The organism is Paraburkholderia ginsengisoli NBRC 100965 (assembly GCF_000739735.1).
Taxonomy (GTDB): Bacteria; Pseudomonadota; Gammaproteobacteria; order Burkholderiales; family Burkholderiaceae; genus Paraburkholderia; species Paraburkholderia ginsengisoli.
On the sequence record NZ_BBJF01000012.1, the window covers coordinates 56,459 to 79,308 of the forward strand.

Genomic DNA, 22,850 nt, shown 5'->3' on the forward strand with positions numbered 1-22,850 from the left:
CGTGAACCTGAAGAAACTCATTGCGTCGGCTGTGGCGCTGGTTGCGCTCGCGGTGTTCCCGGTGTTGTCGGGCAACCCGTATTACATCCATCTGTTCGAGACCATCATGATCTACGCGATCCTGCTGTTCGGTCTCGACATCGTGGTCGGCTATACCGGCCAGGTTTCGCTCGGCCATGCGGGGCTGTTCGGCGTCGGCGCTTACACGGCGGGCGTGCTGTTCTTCAAGCTCGGCATGCCGTTCTTCGTGACCGCGCCGCTCGCGATCCTGATCACCGCCGGCTTCGGCGCGATCCTCGCGCTGCCCGCGTTGCGCGTGTCCGGCCCGTATCTCGCGATGGTCACGCTCGCGTTCGGCACGATCCTGCAGATTCTCATCAACGAGATGGATTTCCTGACCAACGGGCCGATGGGCGTGAAGATTCCGAAGCCGTCGCTTGGCGGCCGGCCGATGAACGAAGTCGAATACTACTGGCTCGTCGCGGCGCTGCTGGTGGTGTCGCTGATCGTCGTGCATCGCGTGCTCAAGTCGCATCTGGGCCGCGCGTTCGAAGCGCTGCGCGACAGCCCGATCGCGTCGGACTGCATGGGCGTGTCGGTGTATCGCTACAAGGTCTACGCGTTCGTGATCAGCGCGGGCTTCGCGGGCCTGGCCGGTTGCCTGTACTCGTATTCGGAGCAGTACATCTCGCCGAACACGTACAACTTCGAACTCACCATCCTGTTCCTGCTGGCGATCATCATGGGCGGACGCAAGACGCGCACCGGCGCGCTGCTCGGCTCGGCGATCATCGTGCTGCTGCCGAAACTGCTCGACGACATCGACATGTTCCGCATCGTCGCGTCGGTGCTGGCGGCGGTGGTCGTGATCGGCGCGGGCGTGGCGCTCGCGCGCAAGGTATCGACGCCGCGCAAGGTCGCGATTCCGGTGCTCGGCACGGTCGGGCTCGCCGCGTTCTCGTACCGCATCGATACGCTCGCCGACTGGCGGCTGACGATCTTCGGCCTGATGATTCTGCTGGTCGTGTATTACCTGCAGGACGGCGTGGTCGGCTTCGTGCGCAAGATCGTGCTGCATGGCCGCGTGCGCACGGTCACCGTCGACACCACCGCGCCCGCGACGGTCGGCGGCGATGCGATTCAGGCGGTACAGGCGGCACCGTCCGGCGGCACGGAAGACATCCTGCAACTGCGCGGCATCCTGATGCAGTTCAGCGGCCTGAAGGCGCTCAACAACGTCGACCTCACCGTGCAGCGCGGCACCATTCACGGACTGATCGGCCCGAACGGCTCGGGCAAGAGCACGATGATGAACGTGCTGACCGGCATCTACGTGCCGACCGCCGGCACGCTGGATTACCGGGGCACGTCGCTCGCGGGCAAAACTTCGGCGCAGATCGCGCTGGCGGGCATCGCGCGCACGTTCCAGAACGTGCAGCTATTCGGCGAGATGACCGCGCTCGAAAACGTGCTGGTCGGTCTGCATCACACGTTCCGCGCGAATCTCGCGGACGTCGGACTGATGACCGCGCGTTACCGGCGCGAGGAAGAGGCCGCCCGCGAGCGCGCGTTCGGCATGCTGCGGTTCGTCGGGCTGGAGAACGCGGCCGGCGAAGAAGCGCGCAATCTGCCCTACGGCAAGCAGCGGCTGCTCGAAATCGCACGGGCGCTCGCGCTCGATCCGCAAGTGCTGCTGCTCGACGAACCGGCCGCGGGCCTCACCGCGCCGGACATCAAGGAACTGATCGCGATCATCCGCAAGGTGCGCGATCACGGCATTACCGTCGTGCTGATCGAACATCACATGGACGTCGTGATGAGCGTGTGCGACCGCGTGTCGGTGCTCGACTTCGGGCAGAAGATCGCGGAAGGCAATCCGGCCGACATCCAGTCGAACGAAAAAGTCATCGAGGCTTATCTCGGCGGCCAGGCGGCCGGGCAAGCGGCCTGATTTCACGACCTGCGTCGCACGAACGCGTTTTGAGGTTCACAGGAACACACATGCTATCGATCAGAAATCTGCATGCGGGCTACGGCAAGGTCAAAGTGCTGCACGGCATTTCGATCGACGTGCCGAAGGCATCGGTCGTCACGCTGATCGGCTCGAACGGCGCGGGCAAGACCACCACGATGCGCGCGATCTCGGGGATGATCCGCCCAAGCGCCGGCGAGATCACGATGGGCGTCGGCGATAGCGCGAAGCGGATCGACACGCTCGACTCGCACCGCATCGCGCGGCTCGGCCTTGCGCATTCGCCGGAAGGCCGGCGCGTGTTTGCGACGATGAGCGTGACCGACAACCTGATTCTCGGCGCTTTCCCGCGCCTCACGTGGGCGCGGCCGCGCGGCGACGTGAACGCCGATCTGGAGCGCGCGATCGAACTGTTCCCGCGTCTGAAGGAGCGGCGTCATCAACTGGCCGGCACGCTCTCGGGCGGCGAACAGCAGATGCTGGCGATGGCGCGCGCGATCATGCTGAACCCGGAGCTGGTGCTGCTCGACGAACCGTCGATGGGGCTCGCGCCGATTCTCGTCGAAGAGGTGTTTCGCATCATCGAGAATCTGAAGAGCCAGGGGGTGACGATGCTGCTGGTCGAGCAGTTCGCCGCGGCGGCGCTGAATGTGGCCGACTACGGTTACGTGCTGGAGAACGGCCGGATCGCCGCGCATGGGCCGGCGGCGCAACTGCGCAACGATCCGTCGGTGAAGGCGGCTTATCTGGGCACGAGTCATTGATCGTGTCGGTGGACTGGCTTCGCCAGGTCATTTCACCGACGCATGTCACCGACTCGCTTCCCTGCCACGTCATACGCCTGGCTCAAGCCACCGCGGCCAGCTTGTCGAGACGAAACACCGCTACGGCGTCCTTCAGAATGGCCGCCTGCTCTTCCAGCGACTTCGCCGCCGCCGCGGCCTGTTCGACGAGCGCCGCGTTGTGCTGAGTGACCTCGTCGATCTGCGAAACCGCCTTGTTGACCTGCTCGATGCCGTCGCTCTGCTCCAGCGCGGACGCCTCGATCTCGTTCATCACGCCGGTGACGCGCTCCACCGCGCTCATCGCTTCGTGAATCGTCTTCTGCGCGTCGGATACGAGCGACGCGCCCTCCTCGACCTTGGCCGCCGATTCGCCGATCAGCTCCTTGATCTCCTTGGCCGCCGCGCCCGAGCGCTGCGCGAGGCTGCGCACTTCCGACGCGACCACCGCGAAGCCACGGCCCTGTTCGCCGGCGCGCGCCGCTTCCACCGCCGCGTTCAACGCGAGAATGTTGGTCTGAAACGCGATTCCCTCGATCATGCCGATGATCTCCGTCACCTTGCGCGACGATTCGCTGATGCCGTCCATCGTTTCAGTCACGCGCGACACCACCGTGCCGCCGCGCGTGACCGTATCGAGCGCGCCGTGCGCGAGCCGGTTAGCCTGCTTCGCGTTGTCCGCGTTCTGCTTCACCGTCGCCGACAACTGCTCCATGCTCGCCGCCGTCTGCTGCAGCGCGGCCGCCTGCTGCTCGGTGCGCGCGGACAGGTCCGCGTTGCCCGACGCGATTTCGTTCGCGCCCTGGCTGATCGCGGTCGTGCTGCCGCGCACCTTCGCGACGGTCTCGACGAGGCCGTCGCGCATCTTCGTCAGCGCGCCGAGCAACTGGCCCATCTCGTTGCGCGAGCGGACCTTGATCGCGACCGTCAGATCGCCGGCGGCGATCCGCTCGAAGTGCTTGACGGTCGCGTTGACCGGCTTGATCAGCGCCGCCGACAACGCGATGCGCGCCGCCACGCCGATCACGAGCGCGATCGCGCCGATCGCGACGAACAGCAGCGTCGCCAGCTGGAAGCGCTGCGCGCCGGTCGCCGCCTGCTGATGCTGGGTGTCGATCTGGGCGTTTTCGAGCGCGTCGATCGCCTTCGAGTACGTCGCGTACAAGCTGTTCGCGGTGTCGCCCTGAATGTTGCGGAAGGTGTTGAAATCGAAGTCGGTGAGCGCCTTGAATTCCGGCTCGATCGCCTTGTCGACCAGCGCGGCGCGCGCCTGCTCGACGCCCTGCGCGAGCTTGCGCTCCGCGTCGCTCGCGAACGGGCCGGCCATGTAGTTGCGGAAGTCCTTGTTCGATTCGACCAGCACCTTATGCGCGGCCGGCAGCAGATCGTCGGTCTGCTTGCCGACGCTGAACAGCGTCTGGTACGTGCCGAGCGCAAGCTGCACCTGCAGCAGCTTCTCGGAACTGGCCTTCAGATGCGACAACGCGAGCGCGCTGCGCTGCGTGTCGTCGAGGCTGTTGTTGGCGAGCTTGAGCGCGCCGTAACCGACACCGATCACCGTCAGAAGGAAAGCGACGAATACGCTGATCACCAGCGTCAGGCCGCCACGAATTGTGATGTTGTTTAGCATTGGGTCTCCGAACGTCATGCCGATCCGCGGCGAGACAGGTTGGCAGGCGCACGCGCCGCCGGTGGCTGCCGGCTGTTGCGCGGGACTTACACTTCGCCGCATCCAGGTTAACGACCGCCCGGCGCGCCCGCTGGATAGGTGAAATCCATGACTGGCGCGCCTTTGCGCCCGTTGCGAACCTCACTATCTGGGATCGGCGGCGCGTGGCGCGCCGCTCTTGCCGATGCGCCGTCTGCCGGGCGCCGCAGATTTCGTTTGTATAATTCGCCGTCTTCGCTCAGGCTCACCTTCATGCTTAGTTTTGCGCTCGGCTTTCTCGTTTCACTGCTGATCACGCTGTTGATCGTGCGCTATGCGCATCTGCATGAAAAATTCTCCACCGACACCGATCTGGCCGGCGTGCAGAAATTCCACGTGCGGCCCGTGCCGCGCATCGGCGGCACCGGAATTCTGGTCGGGCTGATCGTGTCGGCCGTGCAGTTGCACCGCGCGTATCCGGCCGTGTCGGGCGGCATTCTCGGACTCATTGCGTGCGGGATGCCGGCGTTCGGCTCGGGTCTCGTCGAGGATCTGACCAAGCGCGTGTCGCCGCTCGCGCGCCTCGTCTGCACGATGGCGGCCGCCGCGCTCGCCTTCTTCCTGCTCGATATTGCGGTCACGCGCATCAGCGTGCCGCCGCTCGACTTCTTGCTGTCGTACGCGGTGATCTCGTTCGCGGTCACGGTGCTGGCGGTGGCGGCGCTCGCGAACGCGATCAACATCATCGACGGCTTCAATGGCCTCGCGTCGATGGTCGCGTTCATGATGTTCGCGTCGCTCGCGTATGTCGCGTTCCAGGTGTCCGACCCGATCGTGCTGTCCGCGTCGTTCATGATGATGGGCGCGGTGCTCGGCTTCTTCATCTGGAATTTCCCGGCGGGGCTGATCTTTCTCGGCGACGGCGGCGCGTACTTCATCGGCTTCATGCTCGCCGAACTGTCGATCATGCTGGTGATGCGCAATCGCGATGTGTCGGCGTGGTATCCGGTACTGCTGTTCATGTATCCGATCTTCGAGACCTGCTTCTCGATCTACCGCAAGAAGTTCATTCGCGGGATGTCGCCGGGCATTCCCGACGGCGTGCATCTGCACATGCTGGTCTACAAGCGGCTGATGCGCTGGGCGGTCGGCACGCGCACCGCACGCGAGCTGACGCGGCGCAATTCGCTGACCTCGCCGTATCTGTGGCTGCTGTGCCTGATCGCGGTCGTGCCCGCAACATTGTTCTGGCGGCATACGCTGCATCTGTTCTGTTTCGTGATGGTGTTCGCGGCGACTTATGTGTGGCTGTACATGAGCATCGTGCGCTTCAAGTCGCCGAGGTGGATGGTGGTGAGAAAGGGCAAGCGCTAGGCAGCGAAGCGACGCTGTGTTGGCGTGAGCGCGGCGGCTGCGTGGAGCAGCCGTGGTGTTTCCGATAATCAGCGTGAGGAGACCGGCATGCAGTGCAAAGCTCATGTATTTGCAATCAGCCTGCTGGCAGCCAGTCTGCCCGCTTTCGCCAACACGGCGTCGGACAACATCGCCTGGAGCGCGAGGCCGGTGGCGGCCGTGACCGAACAGCCGGAATGCACCGCTTACTCGGGCCGGCAGGTGACGCAGCCAGGCGACGCGAACGCCGATCCGCTGATGAAGCTGCTGAAGTTTGCGGGAACGGTCGCGGCGCTGGGGGCGATGTCGATGGCGACCAAAGCCGGCACGACAACAGCGCCGAATCCTTGCCGCCGGTTCTGAGCGAACGCGGCCCCGGTGTGAATACGTGACTGCAATAAAAAAGGCGCCGAAGCGCCTTTTTTATTGCTTGAGCGGGAAGGCCGCCGTCGTTGCGCGGCCCGGTCCTGACACAACCACACTACGACGCCCGCGTCGCCGGGCTCACGCTGCGCAGCGCGGTCGTGCTCGCCGGCTGGTATTCGGGCACCCAGCGGCGCAGGTCGCGGCGCACTTCGTCGTCGGCCGGGACGCGGTGCTGCATCAGCCACGGCAGCAGGTTGTCGATCAGACTGTCCGGCACCTCGCGCGCCCGCGCGATGCGCAACTTCGGATGCGGCGTGCGGGTCGTGGTTTCGTCGTCGGCGAGCAGTTCTTCGTACAGCTTCTCGCCCGGACGCAGCCCCGTGAACACTACGCGAATCTGCTCCTCGGTGAAGCCGTATAGACGGATCAGGTCGTGCGCGAGATCGGCGATGCGCACCGGCTTGCCCATGTCGAGGATGAAGATCTCGCCGCCGCGTCCCATGCTCGACGCCTGCAACACCAGTTGCGACGCCTCCGGGATCGTCATGAAGAAGCGCGTGATCTCCGGGTGCGTGACGGTGACCGGACCGCCGCGCGCAATCTGCTCCTGGAACTTCGGAATCACGCTGCCGGCGCTGCCGAGCACGTTGCCGAAGCGCACGGTTTCGAACTGCGTGCGGCGCGCGCCCTGCGCCTGCAACGCCGAACAGGCCATCTCCGCGAGACGCTTGCTCGCGCCCATCACGTTGGTCGGGTTGACGGCCTTGTCGGTGGAGATCAGCACGAAATGGGCGACGTCGTGGCGGATCGCTGCGCGCCCCACGCGATACGTGCCGAGCACGTTGTTGCGCACGGCCTGCCACGTGTTGACTTCTTCCATCAGCGGGACGTGCTTGTAGGCCGCCGCATGGAACACGATGTGCGGGCAGTAGCGGCCCATCACCTGGTCGAGCAGCAGCGAATCCTTCACGTCGCCGATGATCGGCACCACCGACACTTCCGGATACTTGTCGCGCAGTTCTTCGTTGAGCCGATAGATCGAGAATTCGGAGATGTCGAATGCGACCAGCTGCACGGGCCCGAAGCGCAGGATCTGCCGGCACAGTTCCGAGCCGATCGAGCCGCCCGCACCCGTCACCATGACCACGCGGTTCTTCAGCAGCGCTTCGACGTGCTCCGTGTCGATCGTCACCGGGTCGCGGCCCAGCAGGTCTTCGAGATCGATCTGACGCACCCGCGACAGAAACGCCTGACCTTGCGTGAGCGGTGTGAGCGCGGGCAACGTCATCGCCCGCACGCCCGCGCGCACGCACAGCGTGGCGATGCGCCGGTGTGCTTCGACCGACGCCGACGGCACCGCGATGATCACGTGTTCCACCTTCAACTCGGCGGAAATTTTCTGCAGGTCGCTGATCGCGCCGAGCACGCGGTAGCCGTAGATTTCACGGCCCTGCTTGACCGGATCGTCGTCGAGCAGACCCGCGAGGCGCCATTCGCCCGAGCGCTTCAATTCGCGCACGAGGTTCGCGCCGGCGTTGCCCGCGCCGAGCACCAGCACCGGCTTGCCTTGCCCGACCAGACCGCCGTAGCGATAGAACTCCTTGGCCGCGCGATAGAGTGCGCGCGAGCCGCCCATCGCAAGGAACAGCAACATGGGCGAGACGATCAGCACGGAGCGCGGCACCACCGGCGCCGGCTGCAACAGCGCCGAGACGATCACGACGACCAGCGCACCCACGCCGATCGCCTTCGCGATGCGCACGAGATCGGGCAGGCTCGCGAATACCCACATGCCTCGATAGAGGCCGTAGCTGCGAAACATCACCGCGTAGATCAGCAGCACCCACACGAGTGCATGCAGGCCGCTCGCCCAGAACACAGCAGGCACCGGACCGTTGAAACGGATCACGTATGCCAGCAGCCAGGCCAGAGCCACTGCGCACAAGTCGAACGCAAACGCACTGAACGAAAGCCATCGGGCTTTAAAACTTTTCATTGCGCAGAACCTCAGGATTGCCCGGAACGGGACGTGTGGCGCCGCCAGCGGCGATCAATGCATAGCCCGGCGACTGCCAGCACGGCAGCCCAAACGACGACAACCAGCCATTGATACAGGACAGCAAATCTCAGTGCCCAGACAGCAAGCATTATGCCCGCCGCCATGAACAAATACCAAACCCATGCCGTCGATGCGTGTCCCAAACCGGACTGCACCAGTCTTTGATAGTAGTGTTCGCGGTGCGCTTGCCAAAATTTTTCACCGCGCAGCAGGCGTTTGAGGAGCGTCACCGACGCATCGCAGATGAATGGCGCGAAGCACAGCGCCGGAAACCAGACCGGCCATACGCTTTCGCGCCAGCCCCAATAGCCGAGCGCACCGGCGAGAAAGCCGAGCGGAATCGAACCGGCGTCGCCGAGAAAAATTCGCGCGGGGTGGAAATTGAACAGCAGAAAGCCCGCCGCCGCGCCGGCCAAGACCACGCTGGCCAGCGCAAGCGCGGGGTCCGGATGAGCCGCATACCCGGCCGGCAGCGAAGCGGAAATCGCATAGCCACCGAAGCCGAACAAGGCCATGCCGCCGGCCAGACCGTCCGAGCCGTCCATGAAGTTGTACAGATTGACGAGCCACACGAGTAAAACCGCCATGGCCGCGAGCGCCCACCACGGAACGTCGGCCGGATAGACGGCAATCAGCGCCGCCACCGCCGCCGCATGCCCGCCGAAGCGCACGCGCGCGGGCAAGCCGCGGCGGTCGTCGATTTGCGACAGCGCGGCGAGCGCCGCCGCCGCCAGCGCGGGCAGCCAGAGCGCCGGCGCGACCAGCCAGATCAGCACCACGCTCACCGGCACGATGCCCCAACCGCCGACGCGCGGCGTCGGCCGGGTGTGTAGCGAGCGGTCGTTGGGGATGTCGGTGGCGAGCCGCCACGCGAGACCGCTTCTGAGGAGCGCCCACAGGATCGCCACGCACGCGCCCAGCGCGAGCGCACCGCATAGCAGCAGATGGACCACCGGGTAGGTGGAAAGTGAAGACATTGGGAGAAGGTTCAATGCAGGGCAGTGCGTTCGGTTCTATGTGATCAATGTGTGGAGCGATACCAAGCGGCAGTCTCCAGCAGGCCATGCTCGACCGTGTGCGGCGGATACCAGCCGAGGCACTCGCAGATATGCGAACTGTCGAGGCGCAATTCGCCAACCAGCCGCTCGACCTGCGCCGAGCGTCCCGTCAGACGGCCCACGAGGCGCAGCACGCCGACCGGCACCGACACGAGCCGCTGCTGCGCGTGCAGTTGCGTGGCCAGCGCGCGCGCCAACTCCGACACGCTCAGATCGCGGTTGTCGGTGACGTGAAACGTGTGACCGGCCGCGCGAGGATCGGTGGTGCAATGCACGAGTGCGTCCGCGAGATTGTCGACGAACACAAGGCTGCGGCGCGCGGCTATTGCGCCGAGCGGCAGCGGCACGCCCCGGGCGATCGCATCCATCAGTTGCAGGAAGTTCGCGCGTACGCCCGGACCGTAGACCAGCGGGGGCCGCACGATCACGATCTCAAGACCCGACTCGCGGCCGTATTCGAGCAACGCCCGCTCGGCTTCGAACTTGGAGATGCCGTAGGGATCGGACGGCGCGGGCGGGTCCGTTGCCTTGATGGGCTGGCCGACGCTGTTTTCCGCCATCGCCTTGATGCTACTGACGAACACGAAGCGGCGCGCGCCCGCGCGACGGGCCGCGGCGGCAACGCGCAACGAGCCGTCGACGTTCGTCGCGCGATAGGCGGCGAGCGACTCCGCGGTCGTGTCGTGCATCACGTGGACGCGAGCGGCGAGATGGATGACCGCATCGCATTGCAGCGTCACCGGCCAGCGTTGCTCGATGCCCTGGAAGTCGTCCGCGTCGAGCAGCCATTCACGCACACCTTGCGCCGCGGTCTGGGCGCGGCGTACCGCGCCGACGACCCGGTCGCCGCGCTGCAGCAAGGCTGTGGAGACCGACTTGCCGACGAAGCCGTTGGCGCCGGTGATTAGCACAGAGTGAGTCATCGGCTGGCTCCGGCGAGGCGGGTCACGGAACCGATCCACGCCCCCGCCATGCCAGCAGCCGACTTGCCGCGTCGCCGCCCTGCTCCCGCCCTGTGCGTGATCGCGGAGCTTGTCCGCGCGAGGCGTGCGACGGCCCGCCCCGAGCGCGACCATGGGCGTGTACCGACAGGGGTTGCCCTACCCGAATAGGACCGGAAAAGCAGATGAGACACAATACAATCTGGCATCGGTGACGCTTCTTGAGAAGTCTGATCGGGAACGTATTGTATGCGGGCGACTTCCGCTGCGGCCCACTCCTCGCGAAGGTTCGGCGGTAAATGTGCCCCGCAGCCCAACAGTTTTTAAGCACGGCGAAGTCCCGGCCGTGATGATAAAACGGACAGGCGATTCAGAAGCGCCGTCCGCACACTTCGTAACATCTCAAACATATTCGCGCATGTGGAATTCGCTAAGATTCGACGTGTTCGACGGCAGCACAATCCGGCTCGCCCAGCAGCTGTGTGAGCGGCCACCGGCCCGCGCCACGTCGAGTCAAGGTCGGATTGCCGCGACAGCACGCGGCATGTTCCTATGCGAAGGTTCCGCAACATCCGGGCCCGGATGCGAACGCATCGCTCACGGGCCGGTGTTTCATCCACTTCAGACACGCAAGATCCGATACGGCTGACGCCATCGGTCTGCGCAGCGCTTCGCTGATTTGACGAAAAGAAAACGTTTGAGCAAATAGAGTCCGATCTGTGGAAGTGCTGTTCGCTACTTGCCCCACGGCTTTCCATACCGCCCGAGGTGGGGGAGATCCAGCTGCTTGCGTATCACAAGCATCTGCCCGGGCACGGGGTGGACGTCACGCTGGTCGATCTATGGAATCCGCGCTTCCTCGAACACGATGTGATGCATTCCTTTTCGTGCGTCGGCGGCTCGGTTCACTTCTATAACTTTGTTAAACAGTTGGGCATACGGCTGGTCGTTTCCTCTAGTCTCTGAGTGACGGAGGAAACGAAGCACCTCTATCCGATCGGCGAGATTCATCATCGGTTTTCGCTCACCGACCGGGTGGTGGCGAATTCGAAGATCGGGTGCGACACGCTCGTGCGCATCTTCGACCTGCCCCAGCAAAAAATCGTCAGTGTGCTCAACGGTGTCGAACAGAGCTTTTACGAGCCGGTCGAGCCGGAACTGTTCCGCAGCGAATTCGGAATTCAGGATCGCTTCGTCCTCAACGTGGACAACATCCAACCGCGCAAGAACCAGCTGGCGCTCATCCGCGCAATGAAGTCGCTCCCCGAACTCACGCTAGTGCTGATCGGCCATCAGCGCGGCCCGGAATCTGCGAAAGCCTGCTTCGCGGAAGGCGCGGACTAGGTCGTCTACGCGGGCACGCTCGCTCACGATTCGCCAGTGCTGCGCTCTCGGCCTATGCAGCCTGCGAAGCGTTCGTCCTGCCAAGCACGCTGGAAACATCGGGGCTGGAGGCGCATGCCGCGGCGCACACCGCGGCGACTTCACTTCGCCGCGATGAAGGCGGCGGGCGAATCGGTCGCGGGCCGATCGAATACTACAGCAACAACGTCGGCAACCTACTGGCGTTGCTCGGCGTGATAGGCGGTCGCAACGTCAGGCAGTTCGCGGTCGGTGTGTCGGCAACGATGTACGGCACGCCGAAAAGCTGACCGATCGCGCGCGCTACTTCAATCCGGTCGGCGCGCACAAGAGCAGTCTGATGGGCGAAGATCCCTCCCGCATTCCGAATAACCCTGTGCCGCACGCTGCGCAGTTGGCGATCGGCAAGCTCGAGGCTCACCACCACCTCCAGCCGAATCGACTAAAGAAGTTGAACGCGGAAACGGCAAACATGCGGATATGGGAAATACCCTTACGTGCTGCGCCGCCGCCGTGATGAACGACGCGTAAAGTGGGTACATACGCGACGCGGGCAACTTCATGGGTGCGCAGGCTCAAATCGTAGTCCTCGAAATACAGAAAATAGCGCGGATCGAAACCACCGAGTCGCTTAAGCACGTTCGTGCGAAACAGCATGAAACACCCACTGACGATCGGTGGGTCCCAGACGACGGAAGTCCCGTCCATGACATCGCGCATTTCGTACTGGGCGAGATGTTTCGCGAACACTGACCGGCGCAGGATCGACGGCCAGAAGCCGCGTGCGAGCAGAACGAGCAGCGTCGGGTAGCGGCGACACAGGTACTGCTCGCCACCGGCCGCGTCGTCGATCCGAGGCGCCAGCAAGCCAGCGTTGGCATGGGCGCCGAAGAATTCGCAGGCGGCCACCAGCACCTGCGCGTCCATATCGATATCCGGGTTCAGGATCAGGTGAAATTGGCTCGTGGCTTGCTCGATGGCAATATTGTGGCCGCGCCCATAACCGACGTTGCCGTGTCCAGTGAGCACCGTGCAGCTGATGCCAGCTTGCGACAACATCGCGAAACTCTCGCCGATCTCGGGCATGCCGCCATTGTCGACCAGATACATGTGGACAGACATTCCCGGTGCGGCGCGCGCCAACGCGGCGCGGGCTCGTGCGAGGCTTGCAAAGGTTCGCGCAAGCAGTTGGCGGTCCGGATAAAACACAACCACAGAGACGGTCAACCCGGCTTGATCCACGCTAGATACTGCAGTCACTGTCATCTCGGAACGCGAGGATTGGGCATCGTGTGCGGATGGTCTAAAGGGCCGGTCGAGAGCGGCGAGTGTGCTCAAAATGCGCACTTTTCGCAACCGACTTTTCTATTTGTTACTTGGAGCACGCGTTCCACGCGCTGGCCGCGGGACCGCCGATATTCTACTTTTTGACCAATCTCTTTTGCAACAACTCGGCGTTTCGGACAACGGTGTCGAATTGGGGGCATCCAGCAACTGCGCGCAATTGAATACCCGGACGAAAACAAGGCCGCCAGGCAAGCGTTTGCCTTCAGGGAAAGTCAACGCAAGGAGTCCCAGTTGCGCGTCGCCTGCCGACGCGTCGTCCAGGTCCACGGAACCTCATACCCGAGCACGTCGAACAGACGACGGTGTCGCGTGTAAATAGCCCGCGCCGCCCGCGTGGGAATCAGTTGCCGCCAGAGGCCAGCGCGCCCTGCCCATCCGTGATGATTGGGCAGCGATTGAAAATACTTGAAACTGAATCGTTTCAGCGATTCGTCGAGCCGCGCGCGTGGCGTCTCGCCGGCGAGGGCACAGGCCAGTCGGGCGAACTTTTCGCTGGAGCCTTCCACGAGGTCCTCGTACTTGACACGCAGCGCGCGCTGATCATGCCACCACTGATACGTGACCGATAAAAGATTTTCGGCACCCCACCCCAATGCATAGTCGGTGAACGCATCGGAGCTAGGGGACTGGCCGGCCAGATCGAGTGGAATCTCTGCGTTGCCCAGCAACCACTGACTGGTCGCGGGCTCGTGGCGGATGAATTGCAAAACGGAAAGCAGGACGTCCAACGGATGCCGTCCGATTATGACCGACTTGAAGTGATTCTCTTCGAGGAAACGCTGAAAGTTCGGCTCGCGATACCAGTGAATCTGAAAGATGCAGCGCGGCGGCAATTCGGCCGGCGCGTCCAAATAATTATGTACCGCGATTTCCTGCAAATCGAGACTGTTCGCCAGCACCGACCTCACCCAAGTATTTCCGCTTCGCGGAGAACTGATAATGGCAATACGCATAATTGATCCTTATACGATTTGGTTGATTGCGGTACCCGGGCAGTTGCCTGGCGCCGATTTGTCGGGGACGCGCCGCGCGATGTTTGTGACGGCTGAACAAAGCATGTGACAAGAGCGGGCGATCAATCGTCAGTTCGATAAGATGCGCAAGCAAGCGGCGGCTCGGAGATTAGACGGCTCAGAATTTAGCCTGCGAGGCCACAAATCCCGGATATCTCATCCAAGCCATCGCGCCGGGTTTCGGAGTGCCCGCCATACCAAACGGCAAGCACGCTGCCGGTGGAATGAGCAACTGCCGCTCGTTGGCAGTGGATGGTCAGCGCAACGCACATTGTCGATCGCCTGTAACCGATTACCGCCGGTTACGGGTAGAATCCTACCCTTTCCTAGCAATGTGATGAAGAGAACCATGCTGATTCCCGTCATACTTGCCGGCGGCGCCGGAACCCGACTATGGCCGGTTTCCAGGGAGGGCTATCCGAAACCTTTCATGAAGCTGGCAGATGGGGAGAGCCTGCTGCATAAAAGCTACCGGCGGGCGGCCACGGTGACCGAGAAGGGCGCAGAAATCCTGACGGTCACTAATCGCGACTACTATTTCATGAGCAAGGATGAACTCGCGCGGGCCGAGGTGGACCGGGCCAGCGCTTTCCTGCTCGAACCGCAGGGGCGCAACACCGCCCCAGCCATAGCCCTCGCGGCGCACTACGTAGCCACAAGGTATGGCCGCGAAGCGCTGATGCTGGTGCTGTCGGCCGACCATCTGATCCGCGACCAGGACCGCTTCGAGGAGGCCGTGGAGGCGGCTGTTAACCTCGCCCAGCAAGGCCATCTGGCCACGTTCGGCATCGTGCCCAACGCTCCGGAAACCGGCTTCGGGTACATCGAGGCAGGCGAAGCCATTGGCAGCGGCAAACGCGCGCTGCGCTTCGTTGAGAAGCCCGATCTGGAGAAGGCGCGCGAATATATCGAGGCCGGCAATTTCTATTGGAACTCTGGGATGTTCTGCTTCAGGACAGGCACGATCCTCGACGAGATGTCCCGCCACGCACCCGACGTCGGGAAGACAGTTGAGGCCTGCTGGGCATCGATGCCTCACGACGGCGCCACGCTTGAAATCCCTGCGGCATCCTTCTCCCAGGTACCGGATATCTCGATCGACTACGCGGTAATGGAACGCTCCAACCACGTCGCCGTCGTCCCTGCCGACTTCGGCTGGAGCGATATCGGGTCGTGGGTCGCGATGCGCGACCTGTCCACGCCCGACGCCAACGACAACCGAACCACCGGCGAGGCGATCTTCGTCGATAGCCACAACACTTATGTGCACAACCCCAACCGCATGGTGGCGACCGTGGGCGTCGACAATCTGATGATCATTGACACGCCCGATGCCTTGCTAGTGGCTCACCCCGACAAGGCGCAGGACGTCAAGAAGGTGGTGGCGCGCCTGAAAAAGCAGGGCCACGAAGCCTACAAACTGCACCGCACGGTAACCCGTCCGTGGGGCACTTATACCGTGCTGGAAGAAGGCACGCGCTTCAAGATCAAGCGCATCGAGGTCAGGCCGGGTGCGAGCCTGAGTCTGCAGATGCACCACCACCGCAGCGAACACTGGATCGTAGTCAGCGGCATGGCCAGGGTGGTCAATGGGGACCGGGACTTCTTCGTAAGTACCAACGAGTCCACGTACATCCCTGCCGGCCACAAGCACCGCCTCGAAAACCCCGGCGTGCTGGATCTGGTCATGATCGAAGTGCAGAGCGGCGAATATCTGGGCGAAGACGACATCGTGCGTTTCGAGGATATCTACGGGCGCAGCTAACGCCTGACCCGCGGCTACCATGCGAGAGCAGCCCGAGCGAAGCCGCACGCGGCTGTTGGACTGAGCATTTCGCAGCGTCGGCTTTCACCTCGGCACGATGGTCAACGCTCTGCTCCGTGCCTTTGCGGCTCGTCTCGCGTCAAGGTCGTACGGCCCTCTTCGGCCTCCTCTGGCGCAAACGGGGCCCCTGTCCGTGCGGCCCACCGCGCACAATGAGATGGTCGACCGCCTGCCCCCCTCTGTGATTCATCAGTCAATCATGGTAGAAATATTTCTCGGCACCACGAACATCACGGCCTGACCATTCATGACATTGATTTCCTTTGCGCAGAACCAGGAAGACATCATACTGTGGCGTGCGCTCGGCCACGTGCACAACGGGTTCTACATCGATGTTGGGGCCGCGGATCCCGCCGATCTGTCGGTGACGAAGCTCTTTTACGACCACGGCTGGCACGGCATCAATCTGGAGCCTCAGGCGAGCTACTTCGCCGTACTGAGCGCTGCGCGTCCCCATGACATCAACCTGCAGCTCGCCGCGGGTCGCGAAACAGCCTCGCATGTCTTCCACAGAATCGATGGCACCGGCCTCTCGACTTTCGACGCAGAGATCGCGGCGCGTCATCGCGAGAGCGGATGGAACGTGGTGGAGGAGACCGTCGAGGCGCTGACGCTCGCCGAGATCTGCCAATTGCATCGTCCTCACGGTCCGATTCATTTCCTGAAGATCGACGTCGAAGGCGCAGAAGGCGATGTGCTGGCTGGCGCCGACTTCAACCGCTTCCGCCCGTGGATCGTGCTGGTGGAAGCGACGCTGCCGCTGTCGCAGGAAGAGTCCCACGCGTGGGAGCCGATCCTCACCTCGCAGGGTTATAGGTTCGTCTGGTTCGACGGCCTGAACCGGTTCTACGTGGCCGACGAAATGAAGGATGAGTTGGGAAAACACTTCCAGGTTCAACCGAATGTTTTCGACGCCTTTGAAGCCCCTGTGCACCTGCTGCAACGCGCGGAACGAGCCGAACAGGAACTGCGAAAGGCTCGTGAGCAGGCTGCTCACGAACTGCGGCAGGTTCGCGAGCAGGCCTCGCAGCAGTTGCAACAGGTTCGCGAACAGGCGTCGCAGGAGATGCAACGGGCTTGCGAACAGGCCGCCGAGACATTGCGCCAGGCGAATACCATCAGCCGCGAAGCGATCGAGGCAGTGGAGCAGTCCGCGCGCAAAGCCGATGCTGCGAACAGCCGCGCGACTGAAGCCATTGCGCAGATGGCGCAAAGGCTCGACGAAACAACGCGCCGGTCCAGCGCAGCGCGGGCCGAGCAGGAACGGCGTAACGATGAAGTGCGACGCGACGCGCAGAGGGCTAACGAACGCGTCGCGGAGATCATGAACAGCGCGTCATGGCGAATGGCGGCCCCGCTGCGCGGGACGATGACCCGGATGCCGGCTCCGATGCGCTCAACGCTTCGTCAAGGTGCCAAGGCACTGTGGTGGATAGCGACCCCCCATCGGATACCCGCACGCATCGCGTTTCTGCAAGCACGACGACAGCAAGCACCTTCCAGAAAACCGACGATCCGAATCCCGGCTTCTGTTCGCTCAACGCTGCGCCGCGGAGCTAAAGCCCTCTGGTGGGCAGCGACGCCTCATCGGATGCCCGCGCGCATCGCGTTTCTGCGCGCACGGCGACAGCAGGCGCTTTACGGTAGCGGCCTCGCGCCCACGTATCCGACAGACGAGTCTGGCGCCCCACTCGGCCCACCCGTGACCAACGCGGTCATCGAATATCGCAAAGCGACGCGTCACGGCCGCGAGGTCGCATTGTTCGTCACGCACTCGCCAGACGGCAAGCTCAAACCGCACGTGCGCCCGTATACTGCGGCACTGCGCCGCCATGGCATCGAAGTCACGTTGATCGTGGCCGCGGACGCGGCGTGGCTCGACCAGGATGCGTTGCCGCTCGACGAGGTCGATACGCTGGTCGTGCGCGAGAACCTCGGGCTCGACTTCGCCGCCTGGGCGCATGTACTCCAACTGGAACCAGAGCTGTTCGATAGCGATACGCTCTACCTGCTCAATGACAGCCTCATCGGCCCGTTCAACGACACACTTTTCGAGAAGCTGCTGTGTCGCCTGCGTTCGGAGCCCGCCGATATGATCGGCATGACGGAAAGCTGGGAATATGAGTGGCACGTCCAGAGTTTCTTCCTCGCGCTGCGTCGCGGGGCGCTGGCATCGCCCGTTCTTCAGGACTTTTTCAACAGCGTCGTGATCCTGCCGACGAAGCACGATGTCATCCAGCAGTATGAACTCAAGTTCGCCCCTACGCTGCGTGCAAGCGGAATTTCCCATGCTGTGCTGTTCCCGTCCGAGAATCGCGACAACCGCACGCTGTTCGACTGGAAGAGGCTGATCGACGATGGCTTCCCGTTCGTCAAAATCATGGCGCTGCGCGACAAGATCGAAGGCGTGGACAGCAGCGGCTGGCGCGCGGTACTGACGGCGCACGGTTATGACTTGGCACTGGCCGAGCCCGCGCTTCAGGTGATTGCGGCGAATCCCGATCCAGCCGCGAACAATACGGCGCCGTCCCGCGTGCCGACTCGTTCGACGCTCCCCCGGCATCTGCCCGGCTCTGCGCTGCCGCCGGCCATCCAGCTCATCGGCCCCTGGAACTATGCAAACGGCCTCGGCGTCGCGAGCCGCTCCTATTTGTCGGCCCTGCGGCGCACCCCTTACGCTCTCAATGTCGCGCCGATCAAACGCCCCTTCCATATTCACCGGCGTATGGCTTTGCCGCTGGACATCAACGACTTTTCCGGGCCGGCCGACGTGGTCGCCATCCATCTGAATCCAGAGGCCTGGCCGGCACTGCTGATCGAAGAACAAAGGCAGACAATACAGCGCGCCCCATTGAAACTGGGGCTCTTCGTCTGGGAAACGGAAGATATTCCGAACTACTGGCATCCGACATTCGGTTCAGTCGATGCGATCTGGGCTCCCAGCCGCTATTGCCAGAAAGCATTCGCAGCGAGTACCGATGCGCCCGTTCACGTGATTCCGTATGTTGTGACGGTACCACCCAGCCTGCCCAGCTCGGACAAGATTCGCCGGACCAAGGTGGAAATCGGCCTGCAGGCTGAGAATCGCGTGATCGTTTATGCGTTCGACGGTTCTAGCTATCTGGTGCGCAAGAATCCCTTCGCGCTGGTACGAGCCTTTGCACGAACGCGCCTCGCGCGATCCGGCTGGAAGCTAGTGCTGAAGACCAAGCATCTGTTCGACATGCAGCAACAGGGCAACCAGTTGCAGCAGCTATGCGATGCCGCGGATGGCGTCGTGCTGATTAACCGCGCACTCGATCTCGACACTATGCGCAACCTGATGGCGATGGCCGACATCTACGCGTCGCCGCATTGCGCCGAGGGCTTCGGCTTGACAGTCGCCGAAGCGATGGCGATGGGCAAGATCGTGGTCGCCACCGACTATAGCGGCACACGGGACTTCCTGGACGATAGCTGCGGGTTTCCGGTTCGCTATACCGTCAGCGCGCTGCAAGATGATCACGGCGCCTACACGACCGGCAACGTCTGGGCCCAAGTCGACGAAGATCATCTGGCCGAGTCACTCGAAAAGGCTGCCGCGCTTGTTGAAAAGGGCGACCACGGAATCGGAGAAAACGCACGTGCACGCATTGCCACGGATTTGTCGCCCGAGCGGGTCGGCGCGCTGATTCAGCAAAGCATCGAGCAACTTCTCGCGCCACAACGACGGGCCTGACCTCATGCAAAACCTATTGTCGAACTCGTTTGTGGTTCCCTTGACCGTCACCCCAGCCGGTGAGTTGCGCGACACGAAAGGCCGGGCGGCACAAATTCAGGACGGCCCGCATTGGTACGTGCTGAGCGATGCAGGCACTGAACTCTCCGAGGAGTTCGGTTCGGTCCTGCAACGCGAAGCGATGGGTCGGCCCGATATCGGCATCTTCTACGTCGATCAGCGTCTACAGCGCGATAAGGCGCTCGATCTGCGTCCGGAATTCGATATGGCGCTGCTCCTCGCCTATGACTACATCGGTCTGCCGATCGCCGTTCAGGCGAAGGTCCTGAGCAAGCTCCAGGCTGCCGCGACGACCCATGGTGTCGCCTTCAGCTATGCGCTGCTGCTAGAGGCCGTCCAAACTGGCGTCGCCATCGGCCGCATTGCACAGATCCTCGCGACGCGTGACAAGCGTTACCCGCAAGTTCCACGGCAAGACCGTCAGCGCGTGATAAAGGCCTGGCTTGGCCAGGACCGCTCGCATTTCGAACTGAGGCCGGGTATTGCGCCCTACGCGTTGCAACTAAGACGAAATGCGGACGACATGCCGCCCGTCACGCTGTGCATCCCTACTCGGCAAGGCAGCCTTGGAGCGGGGAACCGTCCATTCATCACCGGCTTGCTCGAAACCATCGCGCGTCTCGACTATCCGATGGACAGAGTGCAAGTCATCGTCGGTGATGACCTGGCTGACGGCTCGGCGTATGCTGACAGGCGTTGGCCCTTCGAACTGACGCGCATCGTCACCAAGCGCGCTCCCGGGGAGCCGTTCAATTACGCGAAAAAGATGAATCAGCTCTGGCGCTTGAGCCAGACTGAACAAGTCGTGCTGATGAACGACGACATTAGCGCTGATTCGACTGATTGGCTGCAAGCGCTGCTGACCTTCTCAATGCAGGAGGATGTCGGTGGCGTTGGCGCGCGGCTGTTGTATCCGAATGGTACCCTTCAGCACGCGGGGATGGCAGGCGGACTAATCAGCACGTGCGCCCACACCTGGCTCGGCTGGCCTGCCGATCAGCCGACCTATCAGGACTGGGCGATCGTCCATCGTGAATGGTCGATGGTCACCGGCGCCGTGTTTGCGACCCGGCGCTCGGTCCTCGAAGAGATCAACGGCTTCGACGAGGTGTTCACGCTGGAATTCAACGACGTGGACATGTGTCTGCGGCTGAAGATGCTGGGATACCGGATCGTTTATACGCCGCATGCTGAGCTGGTTCATCATGAAAAGGCTTCGCGCGGCGAAACGGCACCTCCCGGCACCGATCTGAACCGCTTTCTCAAACGCTGGCGAACCTATCTGTACAACGATCCGATGTTCAATCCCGGGCTGGATCGTCAATCGCTGGCATTGCGTCCGCTCGCTACGAACTGAGCGCCTGTCACCCATCCGTATCGACGTCAATCACTGTCATGAATACTTCTCAGATCTCGAAGAAATGTGCGGTCATCACCGGAATCACCGGGCAGGACGGCGCCTATCTGGCTGAACTGCTGTTGAACAAGGGATATCGAGTCTATGGCACATATCGCCGCACGAGCTCGGTCAACTTCTGGCGTATCGAGGAACTCGGTATCCAGAACAATCCAAACCTGCAACTCGTCGAATATGACCTGACGGATCTGGGCAACTCAATCACGCTGATGCAAGATGTCCAACCGGACGAGGTCTACAACCTCGCAGCGCAGAGCTTCGTCGGTGTCAGTTTCAACCAGCCGGCAACCACCGCGCAGATCACCGGTGTCGGCGCGTTGAACCAGCTGGAAGCGATCCGGCTCACGAACCCGAAGATTCGCTACTATCAGGCGTCCACCTCCGAAATGTTCGGCAAGGTCCAGGCGATCCCTCAGGTGGAGGACACGCCGTTCTATCCACGCAGCCCTTATGGCGTAGCAAAACTGTATGCGCACTGGATGACGGTCAACTACCGCGAGAGTTACGGCATCTTCGGGTCCAGCGGGATCCTGTTCAATCACGAAAGTCCGCTGCGCGGGCGTGAATTCGTGACGCGCAAGATTACGGACTCGGTGGCCAAGATCAAGCTCGGCAAACTGGACGTGCTGGAACTGGGCAACCTGGACGCCAAGCGCGACTGGGGCTTCGCAAAAGAATACGTTGAAGGCATGTGGCGCATGCTGCAGGCCGAGGAGCCCGACACTTTCGTGCTCGCCACAAATCGGACAGAGACGGTGCGCGACTTCGTTCGCATGGCGTTCAAAGGCGCCGGCATAACGGTGGATTTCAAGGGCTGTGGGGAACAGGAATCGGCCGTGGACACGGCCACCGGGAAGACGGTTATGTGCGTGAACCCGAAGTTCTACCGCCCGGCCGAGGTCGATCTGTTGATCGGCGACCCCGCCAAGGCCGAAGCCAAACTGGGGTGGGCGCCGCACACCACGCTCGAGCAACTGTGCCAGATGATGGTCGAAGCCGATCTGCGCCGCAACGCCGACGGGTTCTCGTTTTGAAGATCCTCATCACCGGAGCCCACGGCTTTACGGGCCGCCACTTCGCGGCGCAAGCCGCGGCGGCGGGACACAACATCGTCGAACTGCACGCGAATCTCACTGACAAAGATGCGCTGCAGGACGAAGTGCCGAAGATAGCGCCGGATGCGGTCGTCCACCTGGCGGCCATCAGCTTCGTCGGACATGCCGATCTCAGCGCGTTCTATAGCGTCAATGTCGTCGGCACGACGAATCTGCTCGATGCCCTCGCACAATTGCCCACCGCGCCGCAGCGCGTGCTGATCGCGAGCAGTGCCAACGTGTACGGCAACAGCGAGCAATCCCCACTGGACGAAACGCATCCGCCGGCGCCGGTGAACCATTACGCGATGAGCAAGCTGGCGATGGAATACATGGCGAGGACCTACGCAGAGCGGCTGAACATTGTCATTAGTCGGCCCTTCAACTACACGGGGCATGATCAGAGCGTCAATTTCCTGATCCCCAAGCTCGCCAAACACTTTGCCGAGCGCGCCCCTTCGGTAGCACTTGGCAACCTGGACGTCGAGCGCGAGTTCAACGACGTGCAGTATGTTTGCGATGCCTATATGGCATTGTTGTCGCACGGTCAAGCCGGCGAAACCTACAACGTCTGCACAGGCCAGCCATACACGCTGCGAGAGATCATCGACACGTTCGAGTCAATCACAGGGCACCCGATGGCGATCGAAGTCAATCCAGCCTTCGTGCGCAAGAACGAAGTGCATCGGCTCTGCGGCAACCCCGACAAACTGAACAGCCTGCTTCACGCGAACGGCGTCTCGCTCGACGTCCCGTCGCTGCGAGAAACGCTCATGCGTATGCTCTGAGAATCAGA

General features: G+C 62.7%; 16 protein-coding genes and 1 pseudogene. 11 read left to right on the forward strand and 6 right to left on the reverse strand.

Annotation, left to right across the window (positions count from 1 at the left end; genetic code table 11):
• The first annotated feature begins 1 nt into the window (after nucleotide 1).
• Together BGI01S_RS20345 and BGI01S_RS20350 are read left to right on the forward strand one after the other, a co-directional pair.
• Nucleotides 2-1,951, forward strand: coding sequence for a branched-chain amino acid ABC transporter ATP-binding protein/permease (locus BGI01S_RS20345; RefSeq protein WP_042327840.1), 1,950 nt, complete (start codon nucleotides 2-4; stop codon nucleotides 1,949-1,951).
• Nucleotides 1,952-2,001: 50 nt separating this feature from the next.
• Nucleotides 2,002-2,736, forward strand: coding sequence for an ABC transporter ATP-binding protein (locus BGI01S_RS20350; RefSeq protein ID WP_042327812.1), 735 nt, complete (start codon nucleotides 2,002-2,004; stop codon nucleotides 2,734-2,736).
• A gap of 82 nt (nucleotides 2,737-2,818) precedes the next feature.
• On the opposite strand, the gene BGI01S_RS20355 is transcribed toward BGI01S_RS20350, so the two are convergent.
• Entirely contained in the window at nucleotides 2,819-4,384 is a 1,566-nt protein-coding gene (locus BGI01S_RS20355) for a methyl-accepting chemotaxis protein (protein WP_042327813.1), read from the reverse strand.
• Nucleotides 4,385-4,675: 291 nt separating this feature from the next.
• On the opposite strand from BGI01S_RS20355, the gene BGI01S_RS20360 reads away from it, so the two are divergent.
• Both BGI01S_RS20360 and BGI01S_RS20365 read left to right on the forward strand, forming a co-directional pair.
• The gene (locus BGI01S_RS20360) at nucleotides 4,676-5,776 is read left to right on the forward strand and encodes an MraY family glycosyltransferase (protein WP_042327814.1); all 1,101 of its coding nucleotides are present in this window, start codon (nucleotides 4,676-4,678) and stop codon (nucleotides 5,774-5,776) included.
• Between the two features lie 87 nt (nucleotides 5,777-5,863).
• Entirely contained in the window at nucleotides 5,864-6,157 is a 294-nt protein-coding gene (locus tag BGI01S_RS20365; protein ID WP_042327815.1) for a hypothetical protein, read from the forward strand.
• A gap of 118 nt (nucleotides 6,158-6,275) precedes the next feature.
• Here BGI01S_RS20365 and BGI01S_RS20370 read toward each other — a convergent pair whose 3' ends face one another.
• The 3 genes from BGI01S_RS20370 to BGI01S_RS20380 are packed head-to-tail and all read right to left on the reverse strand — an operon-like array spanning nucleotide 6,276 to nucleotide 10,200.
• Nucleotides 6,276-8,156, reverse strand: coding sequence for a polysaccharide biosynthesis protein (locus BGI01S_RS20370; RefSeq protein WP_042327817.1), 1,881 nt, complete (start codon nucleotides 8,154-8,156; stop codon nucleotides 6,276-6,278).
• 11 nt (nucleotides 8,157-8,167) lie between these two features.
• Nucleotides 8,168-9,196, reverse strand: coding sequence for an MraY family glycosyltransferase (locus BGI01S_RS20375; protein WP_042327818.1), 1,029 nt, complete (start codon nucleotides 9,194-9,196; stop codon nucleotides 8,168-8,170).
• A 44-nt stretch (nucleotides 9,197-9,240) separates the two neighbouring features.
• Nucleotides 9,241-10,200 carry an NAD-dependent epimerase/dehydratase family protein gene (locus tag BGI01S_RS20380; RefSeq protein WP_042327819.1) on the reverse strand — a complete coding sequence of 320 codons (960 nt, stop codon included), beginning with the start codon at nucleotides 10,198-10,200 and terminating at the stop codon, nucleotides 9,241-9,243.
• 984 nt (nucleotides 10,201-11,184) lie between these two features.
• Here BGI01S_RS20380 and BGI01S_RS31175 point away from each other — a divergent pair.
• Nucleotides 11,185-11,562: a glycosyltransferase family protein gene (locus BGI01S_RS31175; RefSeq protein ID WP_232624310.1), complete on the forward strand. Its 378-nt coding sequence runs from the start codon at nucleotides 11,185-11,187 to the stop codon at nucleotides 11,560-11,562.
• A gap of 138 nt (nucleotides 11,563-11,700) precedes the next feature.
• Nucleotides 11,701-11,995, forward strand: a pseudogene (locus tag BGI01S_RS31180) (NAD-dependent epimerase/dehydratase family protein); the annotation flags it as partial.
• Between the two features lie 2 nt (nucleotides 11,996-11,997).
• On the opposite strand, the gene BGI01S_RS20390 reads toward BGI01S_RS31180, so the two are convergent.
• Nucleotides 11,998-12,846 (reverse strand): glycosyltransferase, encoded by an 849-nt coding sequence (locus tag BGI01S_RS20390; RefSeq protein ID WP_042327820.1) that lies wholly within the window; start codon nucleotides 12,844-12,846, stop codon nucleotides 11,998-12,000.
• Between the two features lie 293 nt (nucleotides 12,847-13,139).
• Nucleotides 13,140-13,880, reverse strand: a complete 741-nt coding sequence (locus BGI01S_RS20395; RefSeq protein WP_157004237.1) for a sulfotransferase domain-containing protein — start codon at nucleotides 13,878-13,880, stop codon at nucleotides 13,140-13,142.
• A 409-nt stretch (nucleotides 13,881-14,289) separates the two neighbouring features.
• On the opposite strand from BGI01S_RS20395, the gene BGI01S_RS20400 reads away from it, so the two are divergent.
• The 5 genes from BGI01S_RS20400 to BGI01S_RS20425 all read left to right on the forward strand — a co-directional run bounded on the left by BGI01S_RS20400 (nucleotide 14,290) and on the right by BGI01S_RS20425 (nucleotide 22,842).
• Nucleotides 14,290-15,705 (forward strand): mannose-1-phosphate guanylyltransferase/mannose-6-phosphate isomerase, encoded by a 1,416-nt coding sequence (locus tag BGI01S_RS20400; protein WP_042327822.1) that lies wholly within the window; start codon nucleotides 14,290-14,292, stop codon nucleotides 15,703-15,705.
• A gap of 307 nt (nucleotides 15,706-16,012) precedes the next feature.
• A complete protein-coding gene (locus BGI01S_RS29025) occupies nucleotides 16,013-19,483 on the forward strand; it encodes an FkbM family methyltransferase (RefSeq protein ID WP_052400500.1) in 3,471 nt (1,156 codons plus the stop codon).
• 4 nt (nucleotides 19,484-19,487) lie between these two features.
• A complete protein-coding gene (locus BGI01S_RS20415; RefSeq protein ID WP_042327823.1) occupies nucleotides 19,488-20,900 on the forward strand; it encodes a glycosyltransferase family 2 protein in 1,413 nt (470 codons plus the stop codon).
• Nucleotides 20,901-20,938: 38 nt separating this feature from the next.
• Entirely contained in the window at nucleotides 20,939-21,994 is a 1,056-nt protein-coding gene (gmd, locus tag BGI01S_RS20420; RefSeq protein ID WP_042327824.1) for a GDP-mannose 4,6-dehydratase, read from the forward strand.
• Nucleotides 21,991-22,842 (forward strand): GDP-mannose 4,6-dehydratase, encoded by an 852-nt coding sequence (locus BGI01S_RS20425; protein WP_042327825.1) that lies wholly within the window; start codon nucleotides 21,991-21,993, stop codon nucleotides 22,840-22,842. The genes gmd and BGI01S_RS20425 overlap by 4 nt, the downstream gene beginning before the upstream one ends.
• Nucleotides 22,843-22,850 lie beyond the last annotated feature (8 nt).